Source organism: Streptomyces sp. NPDC048258, from assembly GCF_043201995.1.
Lineage (GTDB): Bacteria > Actinomycetota > Actinomycetes > Streptomycetales > Streptomycetaceae > Streptomyces.
The window spans coordinates 42171-55372 of sequence record NZ_JBICZH010000032.1 but is presented as its reverse complement, the minus strand read 5'-3'; the positions used below and the strand labels follow the sequence as shown (position 1 = coordinate 55372).

The 13202-nt window shown below is 71.1% G+C and carries 12 protein-coding genes, 2 pseudogenes and 1 riboswitch; of the genes and pseudogenes, 4 read left to right on the top strand and 10 right to left on the bottom strand.

Features of this window, described 5'->3' with window-relative positions; translation table 11 throughout:
• Positions 1–460: MFS transporter (locus ACGFYQ_RS38675; protein ID WP_393751520.1), on the top strand; the 460-nt coding region annotated here is incomplete at its 5' end.
• A 97-nt stretch (positions 461–557) separates the two neighbouring features.
• Here ACGFYQ_RS38675 and ACGFYQ_RS38670 read toward each other — a convergent pair.
• Both ACGFYQ_RS38670 and ACGFYQ_RS38665 read right to left on the bottom strand, forming a co-directional pair.
• Positions 558–629 (bottom strand): annotated as a pseudogene (locus tag ACGFYQ_RS38670) (thymidine kinase); the annotation flags it as partial.
• Between the two features lie 147 nt (positions 630–776).
• Positions 777–2012, bottom strand: coding sequence for a plasmid pRiA4b ORF-3 family protein (locus ACGFYQ_RS38665; protein WP_393751518.1), 1236 nt, complete (start codon positions 2010–2012; stop codon positions 777–779).
• 76 nt (positions 2013–2088) lie between these two features.
• Here ACGFYQ_RS38665 and ACGFYQ_RS38660 point away from each other — a divergent pair, with 76 nt between their 5' ends.
• Positions 2089–3219 carry a hypothetical protein gene (locus ACGFYQ_RS38660; RefSeq protein WP_393751516.1) on the top strand — a complete coding sequence of 377 codons (1131 nt, stop codon included), beginning with the start codon at positions 2089–2091 and terminating at the stop codon, positions 3217–3219.
• A 27-nt stretch (positions 3220–3246) separates the two neighbouring features.
• Here ACGFYQ_RS38660 and ACGFYQ_RS38655 read toward each other — a convergent pair.
• Together ACGFYQ_RS38655 and ACGFYQ_RS38650 are read right to left on the bottom strand one after the other, a co-directional pair.
• A pseudogene (locus tag ACGFYQ_RS38655) lies at positions 3247–3833 on the bottom strand (thymidine kinase); the annotation flags it as partial.
• A 114-nt stretch (positions 3834–3947) separates the two neighbouring features.
• Positions 3948–4409 (bottom strand): DUF6892 domain-containing protein, encoded by a 462-nt coding sequence (locus tag ACGFYQ_RS38650; protein WP_393751514.1) that lies wholly within the window; start codon positions 4407–4409, stop codon positions 3948–3950.
• Between the two features lie 20 nt (positions 4410–4429).
• Between ACGFYQ_RS38650 and ACGFYQ_RS38645 the strand changes: the two genes are divergently transcribed.
• Complete coding sequence (locus ACGFYQ_RS38645; RefSeq protein WP_393751512.1) at positions 4430–4993, top strand: hypothetical protein; 564 nt, start codon at positions 4430–4432, stop codon at positions 4991–4993.
• Positions 4994–5145: 152 nt separating this feature from the next.
• Here the strand turns inward: ACGFYQ_RS38645 and ACGFYQ_RS38640 are convergent, their stop codons facing one another.
• The 4 genes from ACGFYQ_RS38640 to ACGFYQ_RS38625 all read right to left on the bottom strand — a co-directional run bounded on the left by ACGFYQ_RS38640 (position 5146) and on the right by ACGFYQ_RS38625 (position 10519).
• Positions 5146–5796, bottom strand: a complete 651-nt coding sequence (locus ACGFYQ_RS38640; protein ID WP_393751510.1) for a thymidine kinase — start codon at positions 5794–5796, stop codon at positions 5146–5148.
• Positions 5797–5865: 69 nt separating this feature from the next.
• Positions 5866–7071 carry an alkaline phosphatase family protein gene (locus ACGFYQ_RS38635; RefSeq protein ID WP_393751508.1) on the bottom strand — a complete coding sequence of 402 codons (1206 nt, stop codon included), beginning with the start codon at positions 7069–7071 and terminating at the stop codon, positions 5866–5868.
• Complete coding sequence (locus ACGFYQ_RS38630) at positions 7071–7667, bottom strand: DUF5998 family protein (protein ID WP_073909804.1); 597 nt, start codon at positions 7665–7667, stop codon at positions 7071–7073. Before ACGFYQ_RS38630 ends, ACGFYQ_RS38635 begins: the two co-directional genes overlap by 1 nt.
• A 50-nt stretch (positions 7668–7717) precedes the next feature.
• Positions 7718–10519, bottom strand: coding sequence for a GNAT family N-acetyltransferase (locus ACGFYQ_RS38625; protein ID WP_393751505.1), 2802 nt, complete (start codon positions 10517–10519; stop codon positions 7718–7720).
• A 184-nt stretch (positions 10520–10703) separates the two neighbouring features.
• On the opposite strand from ACGFYQ_RS38625, the gene ACGFYQ_RS38620 reads away from it, so the two are divergent.
• Positions 10704–10985 carry an HPr family phosphocarrier protein gene (locus tag ACGFYQ_RS38620; RefSeq protein ID WP_328928048.1) on the top strand — a complete coding sequence of 94 codons (282 nt, stop codon included), beginning with the start codon at positions 10704–10706 and terminating at the stop codon, positions 10983–10985.
• A 264-nt stretch (positions 10986–11249) separates the two neighbouring features.
• On the opposite strand, the gene ACGFYQ_RS38615 is transcribed toward ACGFYQ_RS38620, so the two are convergent.
• Together ACGFYQ_RS38615 and ACGFYQ_RS38610 are read right to left on the bottom strand one after the other, a co-directional pair.
• A complete protein-coding gene (locus ACGFYQ_RS38615) occupies positions 11250–11927 on the bottom strand; it encodes a GntR family transcriptional regulator (protein WP_393751503.1) in 678 nt (225 codons plus the stop codon).
• A 192-nt stretch (positions 11928–12119) separates the two neighbouring features.
• On the bottom strand, positions 12120–12923 hold the full coding sequence (locus ACGFYQ_RS38610; RefSeq protein ID WP_393751501.1) for a M23 family metallopeptidase: 804 nt from the start codon (positions 12921–12923) through the stop codon (positions 12120–12122).
• A 12-nt stretch (positions 12924–12935) separates the two neighbouring features.
• A riboswitch (cyclic di-AMP (ydaO/yuaA leader) is annotated at positions 12936–13095 on the bottom strand.
• Positions 13096–13202: the final 107 nt, after the last annotated feature.

The window sequence follows — 13202 nt, the reverse complement described above, 5'->3', positions numbered from 1 at the left end:
CGGCCGACGACTCGGCACCGGCACCGCACTGACTTGCACGGCCGCAGTCGAGGGACTCGCCATCCTGAGCCTGGCCGTCGCCCCGAACCCGTACGCCGCCGGCCTCGCACTCGCCGTCTGCGGAGCGGGCATGGGCGCCACGATGGTGCTCGCCCCCTCCCTCCGACAGGCGATCGTCCCCGCCCACCTGATGGGCAGGGTCGCCTCCACCTCCCGCATGCTCGCCATGTGCGCCGCCCCGTTCGGGGCCTTCCTCGGCGGCTGGCTGGCCACCACGTACGACATCCGCACCCCGCTCTACGCCGCCGCCGGCCTCCTCCTGGCGATGACGGCCGTCACGGCGTCCATGACCAGCAACCGCCGGGTCGAAGCGGCGCTGCGTGCCGCCGACCCGGCCGGCGGTCCGGATCACCCGGCATCCAAGGAACCCGCCCAGGAGAGTGCACCCGACGTGTTGTGACGCCTGCCGCGAAGGCGTCACAACGATGTCACGAGGCTCAAGCAGTTCGATTCCGAGGGCTCACCCAGGTGCCTCCCGAAGTGGTGAACATCTGCTGTCGGTTCTCCGTGAACAGAGCCACGCCCTGGAGCCCGCGGGCCGAACGGTTGTGTCCGATCTGGAGCGCCAAAGTCTTCTTACTGGGGCATCCGCCATGTCAGCTGAGCCGGGACCGCTCCCCGCAGCCCCTCGGCACCGTCCGACTCTCGGGCGCGAGAGTACGAGGGCCGCGCGCCCACACCGAGCCCGCCCAGGGGTGGCGCCCGGGACGGGTGGGTTACATCTGCCGGAGTCTGTCATTGGCTTCGCCGGGGGTGAACCGGGCCGGGTCGAACCCCACCCCGGAGTCAAGGCCAAGCCACCGCACGAGGTCGTCGTACTCCGTCCGCGTCGGATCGGCGAGAGTCCGCTTGAGGTCTTCATAGGCCCCGGCGCCTCCGCAGTCCTCAGGAGGGCAGGCGCCGGAACCAGCTACGCAGACGGGATAGCTCCGGTCCGCCTCGGCTGCGATCTGGTGCTCCACCGTGACGCGGTGGTCCCAGGAGTCACCGAAGTCGTACGTGTACGCAAGGCTCCCTCCCTCCTTGAGCAGGGCGCCGAGAGTGACGCCCCGCTCGTCCCCGAAGTCGAGCTCGGTGTTGGCCCGGCCGTACTGGACACCGTCCACGGTGAAGGCGTGCATATGGCTGTTCTCCCAGCCCATGACAGCCTGGATCACAGCATGCACTTGGTCGAGCCGGGCCGCGGCAGGCACCAGCACACGTCGCCAGACCGCCGGTGCGGCAATGTCCTCCAGATCGATGCGCAGCTGGAACACCGGCTCCCCGGGGAGCGGTTCACCGCGCATCACGGCCACGGCCCGCCTGCCCTGACCGGTCAGCTCCACGGTGTCATCGTCGCTTCGGACGGCCCCGAGGGCCGCGAGGGCGTCGAGCAACAGCCGCACGTCACGGTCGTTGCTACCGCGCCAGCCCCGCAGCCGCTCGGGCGGCACATCGTCGAGGATGTAGGGAGCGGTCACCGCCTGCCACACCGCTCTGCGCAGCGCATCGCCGGCGACCGGGCCGCGAGCCGCGTACAGCCGATGCAGCAGCGTCCGCAGGCCGGCGGCATACTCCTGCGAGAAGACCGACTCAAACCACCCCGAGACCAGTACGGCACTCCCGATGCGCGGTACCGCTTCGAAGAGGGCGTTCCACAGGCCGTCGGGCCGGTCGAGCAGCCGGGCGTTCTTCTTCACCGGGAGCAGACGGCCACCGGCGACCCTCAGCAGTCGGGCGGCCTTAGCCCATTCCGCCAGCAGGTTGAGGTGGTACAGCTCCTCGCTGGACTTCGTCTTGAACATCCGGTCACCGATCACCGGGTCCATCTGGTCGCCGGTGCCCAGCAGCTCCACCAAGGTCCGGGCGTCCGCGAGAGTGATGCGGCCGGTCTGCGTCAATTTCCGTCCCGCGCCGATCCACCCGACCAACTCCCGCACCTGGCCCACTGTCTTGCCATGAGACTCGTCCACAACCGCTCCGTTCCGTGCCCTCGCCGCCTCGCCGAACCTACCCTCCCGCACCGCCGTCAGCCGTAGGGTGCTTCCGGTGAGCGAGTACCAGTACTACGGGTTTCAGGCCCTCGACCGGCCGCTGAGCGGCGACCAGCGGGAAGCACTGCGGCGCGTCTCCAGCCGTGCCAGGATCACCGCCACCAGCTTCACCAACGAATACCACTGGGGCGACCTGCGGGGGAATCCGCGAAACCTGGTGGAGCGGTACTTCGACGCCCATCTGTACGTCGCCAGCTGGGGCACACGCCGGCTGATGCTCCGCCTGCCCCTACAGCGCCTGGCCCTGCGCAGCGTCCAACCGTACGATCTCGGCCACCACGTCGAAACCTGGGCCACCCGGACCCACCTTCTCCTCGACCTGACCAGCGAGGACGAGGGCGGCGACTGGGTCGAGGGAGCCGACGATTCCCTGGCCGCCGTCATCGGCGTACGCGAGGAACTCGCCACCGGCGATATGCGGCCCCTCTATCTGGCGTGGCTCTCCGCCCTCTCTGCCTGGGAAGCCGAGGACGACGACGAAGAGGAGTACCAGTCCGCCCTGGAGCCTCCCGTCCCCGCCGGCCTGGGCGAACTCACGGCTCCGCAAAGCGCGCTCGCGGACTTCCTGCGCGTCGACACCGACCTGCTCGCTGTCGCCGCACAGAGCAGCACCGCGGCGCCGGAACCCGCGGCCAGTCTGACACGGAAGGAGCTCGCGCGACTCGTCTCCGCCCTCCCGGCCGAGGAGAAGGACGCCCTACTGGTGCGCCTCGCCCTCGGCCCGGAACCCCACTTGCACAGCGAACTCCTGTACCGCCTGCGGGAAACTTCCGCCCCAGCGACCGCACCCGGTCGCCGGACCGCCGCCCGGCTGCTGGATGCGGCGCACACCCGCCGCGCCGAACGCCACGGGCACGCCGAACGCGCCCGGTTGCGAGCCCGCGCCACGCGCTTGACCGCACTCGCCGCCGAGGCGGACGTCATCTGGAACCAGGCCGAAGCACACATCGCCTCCAAGAAGACCAGTGCCTACGACGCGGCTGTCGCCCTCCTTCGTGACCTGCGCGATGCCTGCGCTCACGCCGGACACGGTGTCGATTTCCAGCAGCGTCTGGGGCTCCTGCGCGACACCTACCGGAGCCGGCCCGGCCTCATCCACCGTCTCGACAGTCACGGTCTCCGGTAACTCGGCCGCCGGCATGGAAGAAGACGGTCAGGCGTGGTTGACCGGGAGGACGTCCGGGGAGAGGGCGCCCGCGTGGGCCGAGGCCGAGGTCATGCGGCGGCAGTGGCGGCGGCGGCACAGGACCTCGTAGCCGATCTCCTCCGCCGGGCGGTTCACGTCACCGACCACGACCTGCGCGCCCTCGACGACCATCTCGCCGCCCACGGTACGGGCGTTGTGCGTGGCACGGGCGCCGCACCAGCACAGGGCCTCGACCTGGAGCTGCTCAAGCCGGTCCGCCAGCTCGATCAGCCGCTGCGAGCCCGGGAACAGCTTCGTGCGGAAGTCCGTGGTGATACCGAACGCGAAGACGTCCATGTCCAGGTCGTCCACGATGCGCGCAAGCTGGTCGATCTGCTCCGGGGCCAGAACTGGGCCTCGTCCACGATCCCGTAGTCCGCCTTGCCGCCCTTCGAGAGCTGAGCGACCAGGTACGCGTACAAGTCCATGCCCTCCGGCGCCTCGATCGCCTCCGTCACCAGACCCAGCCGGGACGACAGCTTGCCCTCGCCCGCCCGGTCGTCCCGCGTGAAGATCACGCCCTGAAGCCCCCGCGCGTCGCGGTTGTGCGCAACCTAGCGCCAAAGTCTTCTCTCTTGACCATCCACCAACTCACGCGAGGGTCACCATGGACGTCGGCAGCCGCCAGGCCGCTCAGCCCCGGGGCGCAGCGGTCTGCTGCCGGTTCATCAAGTCGTGGCGACGCCCTGCGCGGCGAGGCGCTCCAGCTTGTCAGGAGCCACGATCGCGCAGGAATCGGCGCCGATGAGGCGCTTCAGGTTCGGCAGCAGGGCGAGGTCGTCGAGCGACTGGACGTCGAACAGATCGTCCTCTCCGTCCCAGACCGGAGAGCACTCGTAGTAGATCTGATTCCCGCCGTCGACGAGCAGCTCGTCCACGCCCGCCAGCAACTCCTCGCTGATCGCCAGCTCTTCGAAGAAGGTGCGGGACTCGTCGAGCACCGTGAACGCCAGGTCGTTGTCGAAGACGTGGGACTGCACGTCACCGATGCCCCTGGCCTCCATCAGTTCGTCGATGCTGAACACCGGCGTGAGCACCTGGTCCTGGTACATGAGCTTCTCGATGACCAGCAGCTTGAAATTGAAATCCTTGAAGACAGCCGGCCTGCTCACCGCCGGCTGCGGCTCCAACGGCAGCTCCTCCGACTCCAGTGGTCGCCATCGACGGCCCCCAGAAGGACGTGCGCAAGCGCGGCGAAGACAACCTCAAGGTCACCCCGGCCCCCGAGCGCGGCGCGCCCCTCATCCAGCAGGTGGAACACCGCCTGCGCGAGGCCATCCTCCTCGATGCCAAGGTGGCCGGTGAGACCAGCGCCAAGTGCCCCAATGGCGTGACCCAGAAGGCCGGCGCGGTCAGTCAGTGCCTCGTGACGTACGGAGGGGCCGAGATCCCCTACGAGGTCAAGATCAGCGACAGCTACACCGAGGGCAGCAGCATCACCTCCTACACCACCACGCCCAAGACGGGCCTGCTGGTGGGGAAGGTCGTCTACAACGCGCTGAACGAGCGCTACGGCTCCGAGTCGGGGAGTACCGACGCCAGCAAGCTCGCCTGCGAGGAGATCCCCGCTGCGAAGGCGGTCGATTTGAAGTCCGACACCGGCTACAAGTGCCAGTACTGGGGCAAGCACGCCAACGACGGCAAGGGCGGCTACGAGACCCTGCGGGTCATGATGGGCGCCTCCGGCGGCATCGGCTTCGAGACCGTCAAGTAACGCACCGGCGTCACACTTGGACAACACACTGACGGGGTGGGGGCGGTCTCCACAGCGAAACCGCTCCAGCCCGGCCAACACCCGAAGCCTTCCCAGCATTCGGCCACAGGTCCGAGCAGCGTCAGAGGTGCGCCTGCGCCGAGGGGGAATGGTCAGACGTGGTTGACCGGGAGGACGTCCGGGGAGAGGGCGCCCGCGTGGGCCGCGGCCGAGGTCATCCGCTTGCGATGGTGGCGGCGGCAGAGGACCTCGTAGCCGATCTCCCCGGCCGGGCGGTTCACGTCGCCGACGACGACCTGGGCGCCTTCGACCACCATCTCGCCCCCTATGGTGCGGGCGTTGTGGGTGGCGCGGGCGCCGCACCAGCACAGGGCCTCGACCTGGAGCTGCTCCAGGCGGTCCGCCAGCTCGATCAGGCGCTGCGAGCCGGGGAACAGCTTGGTGCGGAAGTCCGTGGTGATGCCGAAGGCGAAGACGTCCATGTCGAGGTCGTCGACGATCCGGGCGAGCTGGTCGATCTGCTCCGGGGCGAGGAACTGGGCCTCGTCCACGATCACGTAGTCCGCCTTGCCGCCCTTGGACAGCTGCCCGACCAGGTACGCGTACAGGTCCATGCCCTCCGGCGCCTCGATCGCCTCCGTCACCAGGCCGAGGCGGGAGGACAGTTTGCCCTCGCCCGCCCGGTCGTCCCGCGTGAAGATCACGCCCTGGAGCCCGCGCGCGTCGCGGTTGTGCGCGATCTGGAGCGCCAGCGTGCTCTTTCCGCAGTCCATCGTTCCGGAGAAGAACACCAGCTCGGGCATGGGAAGTACGGGACCTTTCGGGTCGTGGGCGGGGCGGGGAGGGGGACGAGGGGGAGAAAGAGCGGACCGTCAGGTGCGGATTTCGAGCAGCGGGACGAGCTGCTCGGCCGCCGTCATGGAGCCGTGCATCCCGACGAGGGCGGACTCGTTGGGCTCGTTGCGCGAGGCGGTGATCGCGACATCCGCCTGGGCGGCCGCCACCACGTCGCCGATCCGGCCGAGCACGCGCTCGTCGCACTCCCCCGGCGGCCCGAACCAGCCCAGTTCCAGGGCCTCTTCACGGCTCGCGACCCAGAACCGGTCGCCGAGCACCTCGCGCCACACGGTCAGTACGTCGACCTCGGCCCCCGGCACCGCGTACACGTGCCGGGCCCGGCCCTCGCCGCCGAGCAGGGCCACGCCCGCGCCCAGCTCCCAGTCCTCGTCGAAGTCGATCCGGGAGTCCTCGTCGAAGGGGACGTCGACCATGCCGTGGTCCGCGGTCACGTACAGGGCGGTGCGCGGCGGCAGTTGCTCGGCGAGGCGCTGCACCAGGCGGTCGACGTACATCAGCTGGCCGCGCCAGGCGTCGGAGTTCACGCCGTGCCGGTGCCCGGCGCCGTCGAGCTCGCTGTAGTACGTGTACACGAGCGAGCGGTCGCCGGCCGCGAGGCGCTCGGCGGCCAGGTCCATCCGCTCCTCGCCGGTCATCCGGCCGAGGAAGGTGCCGCCGCTCAGCGCGACCTTGGTGAGCGGGGTGGTCTGGAAGGCGGGCGCGGACACCTGGGCGGTCGCCACGCCGGCCTTGTCGGCCAGCTGGAAGACGGTCGGGTACGGCTGCCAGGGCTTGGGCGCGGTCCACGGCTGCCAGCGGAGCTGGTTCATCAGCTCGCCGGTGGCCGGGTTGCGGACGGCGTAGCCGGGCAGGCCGTGGCGGGCGGGCGGCAGACCGGTGCCGACCGAGGCCAGCGAGGTGGCGGTGGTAGCCGGGAAGCCCGCGGTGATCGGGCGGCCGGTGCCGCCGCGCGAGCCCGCGAGCAGGGAGGTGAGGTACGGGGCCTCGTCCGGGTGGGCCTTGATCTGCTCCCAGCCCATGCCGTCGACCAGGAACACGCAGTTCCGGTCGGCCGGGGTCAGCTCCGCGATGGAGGCGGTGAAGCCGGGGACGCCCTGGCCGGCCACGAGGGTGGGCAGCAGGTCGGCGAGCGAGCCGACGCCGTACTCGGGGACGGGCGCGGCGGTGAGATCCAGCAGCTCCGGCTCATCCGCCCAGTTCTGCGCGGCGGGGTAGGCCATCAGCGGGCGGGGGTGGACGTGGCCGCGGTGGCTTCGGAGAGTGCCTGCGCGAAGACCAGGGTCTGGCGCACCGCCTCCGGGCCGTCGCCCGCCTCGCTGACCCGCAGGCTGAGGTCGTCGGCGGTGGAATTGCCGGTGTAGCCGTGGTCGGAGTCGCAGTTCGGGTCGCCGCAGGCGGCCGGCTCCAGGTCGATCCGGGAGACCGCGCCCCAGCCGATGGTCAGGACGACCTCACGGGGCAGGGTGCCGGGGGTGTAGGACTCCGGGTTGGCGACGACGCGGCTCAGCACCACCGAGGAGATGCTGGAGAGCTTGACCGACTCGGTGGAGGTGGTCGCGTACGGGGACGGGGACCCGGCGTCGGCGGCCTGCTCGTCGGTGTGGCTGACGATGAAGCGGTTTCCGGTCAGGACCAGAACGGTGACGTGGCGGCGCACCTCGTTGGAGTCGAAGGTCGTCTCCTGGTGGACCAGGTACGACGAAATCGGCTCGCCGCCCACCGCGGCCTCCACGGCCTCGGCCACGAGGGCCGGGTAGTAGCCGCTGCGCTCGATCGCCGTGCGCAGCCCCTGGGTCGTCGTACCGGATTTCGCCATGAGGTCCATCCTAAGGCCCGCACGGGGCGCCCCGGCCTCTCCGTACCCGCTCAGTAACTGGGGAGGGTCCGCGGTCCGAGGTCGCCGCGGGCGGGCGGGTGCGCGACGCGGACGGTGGCGCTCAGCACGGAGAGTCCCTCGGTGGCGACGACCACGGGCTCCAGGGAGACACCGATCACCTCGGGGTGGTCGTCCACGAGGCGGGACAGGCGCAGGAGCAGCTCCTCCAGGACGGGGGTGTCGACGGGGTCGCTGCCGCGCCAGCCGAACAGGAGGGGTGCGGTCCGGATGGACCGGATCAGTCCGGCGGCGTCCCGGTCGGTGGCGGGGACCAGGCGGTGGGCGGTGTCCCCGAGCAGTTCGGAGGCGACGCCGGCGAGCCCGAAGGAGAGGACGGCGCCCGCGGCCGGGTCGATGACGGAGCGGACGACCGTGTCGACCCCTCGGGGCACCATCGCCTGGACCACCGGCTGGAGCTCCGAGGGCTTGCCCAGCAGGCCGGTGAGGTCCTCGTACGAGCGCCTCAGCTCGGTCTCGTCCCTGAGGTCGAGGCGTACGCCGCCCAGGTCTGCGCGGTGGCGCAGGTGCGGGGCGGTGGTCTTGAGGGCGACCGGGTAGCCGAGGATCCCGGCGGCGCGGACGGCCGCGTCGGCGCTGGGCGCGGGCAGGGCGGGCAGGGCGTGGATCCCGTACCGCCCGAGGAGCTCGCGGGCGTCCCACTCGGCCAGGGTGAGCACGGCTCCGCCGTCGACGTCGGCCAGCAGCCGGGTCAGCTGGGCGGCGGCGCCGGGCTCGTCGATGTCCTCGAACTCGGGGACGTACCCGGCCTCGGCGTTGGACCGCCGCCACTGTCCGTACCGGACGGCTTCGGCGATGGCCCGTACGGCCCGCTCGGCGGCGGGGTAGCTCGGGATCCGGACCTGCGCCTCGGCCCGCCCGACGGGAGAGGGCGAGGGAGCGGAGCGCACGTACGGGGGCCGGGGCGCTTCCCCCGTTTCGGGAAGGGGCGGGGTGGGGGGAGGGCCCTGCACGGCGGAGAGGGCTTCGACGAGCTCGCCGAGCTCGACGTGGACCACCGCCACCGGCTTGCCGGGCACCTCGGCCACGGCTTCGCGCAGCGCATCGGCCAGCTCGTCCGCCGGTGCGTGCTCGCTCACCCAGGGAATGGCCGTGACCACCACCGCGTCGCAGTCGTCGGAGGCCAGCGCCGAGACCAGTGCCGCGCGGAAGTCCTCCGGCGAGGCCGCCGTCGTCAGGTCGAGCGGCGGCAGCGGCCGCAGCCCCTGGGCCAGGCAGGCGTCGTACGTGAGCACGCCGAGGGACTCGGAGTTGCCGAGGATCGCGATCCGGGGTCCGGCGGGCAGCGGCTGGGCGGCCAGCAGGAGGCCGACATCGACCAGCTCCGTCACCGTGTCGACCCGGATGACGCCCGCCTGCCGCAGCAGGTCGGAGACGGTGGCGTCGGGGAGCCGGGTGTCCGGGACCACGTGCCCGGCCGGGGTGTGGCGGCCGCCCCTGGCGACGACCACCGGCTTCTCGGCCGCCGTCCGGCGGGCGAGGCGCGTGAACTTACGCGGGTTGCCCAGGGTTTCGAGGTACATCAGGGCGACGTCGGTCGCCTCGTCGTCGTACCAGTACTGGAGGATGTCGTTGCCGGAGACGTCGGCCCGGTTGCCCGCGGAGACGAAGGAGGACAGGCCCTCGCCGCGCCGGAGCAGGGCGGAGAGCAGCGCGATCCCGATCGCCCCGGACTGCGTGAACAGGCCGATACGGCCCCGCATCGGCATCGGCGCGGGCGTCAGCGAGGCGTTGAGCTCCACCTCGGGCGCGGTGTTGATCACCCCGTAGGCGTTCGGCCCGATCAGCCGCATCCCGTACGAGCGCACCTGGCGCACGAGTTCGCGCTGGCGGGCGAGTCCGGCCGGGCCGCTCTCCCCGTATCCGGCAGACAGCACCACGAGCCCCTGCACCCCGTGTTCGCCGCAGGCCGCCACCACCTCGGGGACCCGGTCCGCCGGAACCGCGATCACCGCGAGGTCGACGGGGGCGCCGATGGCTTCGATCGTGCGGTAGGCCCGTACGCCGTCGAGGAGGTCGCGCGTGACCTGCTGGTTGACGGCGTAGAGGTGGCCGTGGAAGCCGCTGTCGCGCAGGTTGCGCAGCGCGGCGGCGCCCACGCCCGCGCCGGAGCGGCTGACTCCGATCACCGCGACCGACCCGGGGGCGAGCAGCCGCTGCACCGAGCGCGCCTCGGCGCGCTGTTCGCGGGCGCGCTGCACGGCGAGGGACTCGGCGGTGGGTTCGAGGTCGAGGGTCAGATGGACGGAGCCGTCCTCGAAGCTGCGCTTCTGCTGGTAGCCGACGTCCGTGAACACTTTGATCATCTTGGTGTTGGCGGGGAGCACTTCGGCGGCGAACCGGCGGATGCCGCGCTCGCGGGCCACCGCGCCGATGTGTTCGAGGAGGGCGGAGGCCACGCCGCGGCCCTGGTGGGCGTCCTGGACGAGGAAGGCGACCTCGGCCTCGTCGGCGGGGCCGGTGGCGGGCCGGCCGTCGGCGCCGATGCGGTCGTAGCGGACGGTGCCGATGAACTCCCCGCCGATGGTCGCCGCGAGGCCGACCCGGTCCACGTAGTCGTGGTGCGTGAACCGGTGCACGTCGCGATCGGAGAGCCGGGGGTAGGGAGCGAAGAAGCGGTAGTACTTCGACTCGTCGGAGACCTGCTCGTAGAAGCTGACCAGCCGGCCCGCGTCCGCGGTGGTGATGGGCCTGATCCGGGCGGTGCCGCCGTCGCGCAGGACGACGTCCGCTTCCCAGTGGGCCGGGTACGAGGGGTCCGACTCGGTGGTCATGGGCCTACCTTACGGCCGGGAACGGCCGGGCAGCGCTCGCGCGGCGCATTAGGCAAGCTGGGGCAAAACGGTGCAAGCTGGGGAAGGTCGAACGGCGGGACATCCGGGCCGAAGGTCGGTCGGAGCATTCCGGGCGTCGTGAGAGACTGGTCTAGACAACCGTAAGAACCTGAAGGGCATCACCATGGCAGAGCGCCGCGTCAACGTCGGCTGGGCCGAGGGCCTGCACGCTCGTCCCGCCTCGATCTTCGTCCGTGCGACGACCGCCTCCGGCGTCCCGGTGACCATCGCCAAGGCCGGCGGCGACCCCGTCAACGCCGCTTCCATGCTGGCTGTTCTGGGCCTGGGCGCCCAGGGCGGCGAGGAGATCGTCCTCGCCTCCGAGGCCGACGGCGCCGAGGTCGCGCTGGACCGCCTCGCGAAGCTGGTCGCCGAGGGTCTCGAGGAGCTCCCCGAGACCGTCTGACCCTTCGGGTTCGACCCACGCAGTACACCCGCGGCAGCCGCGGCCCCACCACCCCGGGGGCCGCGGCTCCGTCGTTTCCGGATCGATTCGGGTTCACGGAATACCGACGGCGGCACGAAAACACAAAAGCACGAAAACACGGCAGCACCGCAGCACCGCAGCGCGAGAATTCGGCTCCGCAGGAATTCGGCGCGTGCAGCTCGTGCATACGACCCGGAAATTCAGGCAGCGCCGCCGGGATACGTCCTTTGTATACGGGCCCTGTTAATGCCGGCCGCTCGCCATGTTTACGGCAGGTTGCGAAGTGCTCACCGTCGGCCGGAGCCGCGGCCGGTGCGCGGCCGCCGCCCGGTCGGCGTGGAGCACCGTCAGCGTCCGGGCCCGCTCCGCGTCCCCCCGCGCCACCGCGTCCACGATCGCCCCGTGCTCCGCCCATGACTCCACCGGCCGGGCCGGCGCCTCCACCACGTACATCCACGCCACCTTGTGCCGCATCTGCGTGAGCAGCGCGATCAGGCCCGGGCTCCCGGAGGCCTGCGCGAGCGTCTCGTGGAACCAGCCGCCCAGGGACCGCAGATCCTCGCCCTGGCCCCGCCTGGCCCGCTCCTGGCCCAGTCTGACCAGCCCGCGCAACACCTTGAGGTGTGCCTCCGTGCGCCGCCGGGCGGCCCTGGCGGCCGCCAGGGGCTCCAGCAGCATCCGCAGCTCCAGGAGGTCGGCGGCCTCCTGCTCGGTCGGCTCGGCCACACAGGCGCCCGCGTGGCGCCGCGTGGTCACGAACCCCTCGGACTCCAGGGTCCGCAGCGCCTCGCGGACCGGGACGCGCGAGACTCCGTACCGGCGGGCCAGCACCTCCTCGGTCAGCCTGCCGCCCGGTTCGAAGACCCCGGAGACGATGTCGTCGCGGATTGCTGTGCATACCGCGTGCGCAGGAATACGCAAGACCGGACCTCCGCCTATTTCCGACTGACACGCTCAATGGACACGCATGCGCGTGCTGCGACTCTATTGCAACACACGATAATTTCCGAGAGCGGTCGGAAATGCGAAACATTTACCGGCGGAGCAGCACGAAGGCCCCGGCTCGGGGAGCCGGGGCCTTCGGTGAAGCGGTGTCGCGCGGTGCGATGCGGGTCAGAGGCTGACGTCGTGCGAGCGCAGGTACGCGATCGGGTCGATGTCCGAGCCGTAGTCGGCACCGGTGCGGGCCTCGAAGTGCAGGTGCGGGCCGCTGGAGTTGCCCGTGGAGCCCGACAGGCCGATCTGCTGGCCGGGGGTGACCTGCTGGCCGACGGAGACGCTCAGCGAGGACATGTGGCCGTACTGGGTGTACGTGCCGTCGTTGTGCTTGATGACGACGTTGTTGCCGTACGCGCCGCCCCAGCCGGCCTCGACGACGACGCCGACGCCCACCGCGTGGACGGAGGTGCCGGAGGCGGCGTGGAAGTCGATGCCGGTGTGGCTGCCGGAGGACCACATGCCGCCGCCCGCCTTGTACTGCGTGCTGACGTACGAGCCCTCGATCGGCGCGACGAAGGTGTTGAGGCGCTTGCGCTCCTCCTCGCGGGCCGCACGCTCGGCGGCTTCACGCTCGGCCTTCGCCTTGGCCTCGGCGAGGCGCTTGGCCTCGGAGGCCCGCTGCTTGGCGTCGGCCTCGGCCTGCGCCTGGGCGGCGGCGTGCTCGGCGGCGCGCTGCTGGGACGCAGCCTGGTCCTGGATGTCGCCCTGGAGCTCCTCCGCGACGACGACGGCGCCGAGCGCGTTGTCCTGGGCGGAGTGGTGATCGCCGTTGTCGGCGGCGAAGGCCGGGGCGGCGAGGGAGCCGACGACACCAGTGGTGGCGAGGGCGGCGATGCCGGCGTAACCGGCGGTCTTGCGGCTCAGACGGCTGGAACCACGGTGCTTACCGGAGCCGGCGGGACGACTGCCAAACGCCATGAAGGGGCTGATCCTTTCCTTCCTTCTCGCCTACCGGGTTAGCTGACGGGTTCGGAGCAGGAAGGTCTCCTACGGACCTCCTCTTGCGAGGCGGCCCGATTCACCCCAGGGACACATGTGGGTCCCCGGCTCCCCAGGCTCGCGCCTGACGGGGACTCGGCGATCGCTGCCCGGTGCCGCGGATGCGGCGGGTACAACTGACGGACAGCACGGGTGACGCTAGGCGGATCATCAGTCAATCGCCAAACAGACACGCCTTTTTGTTGCGTACGCCACACC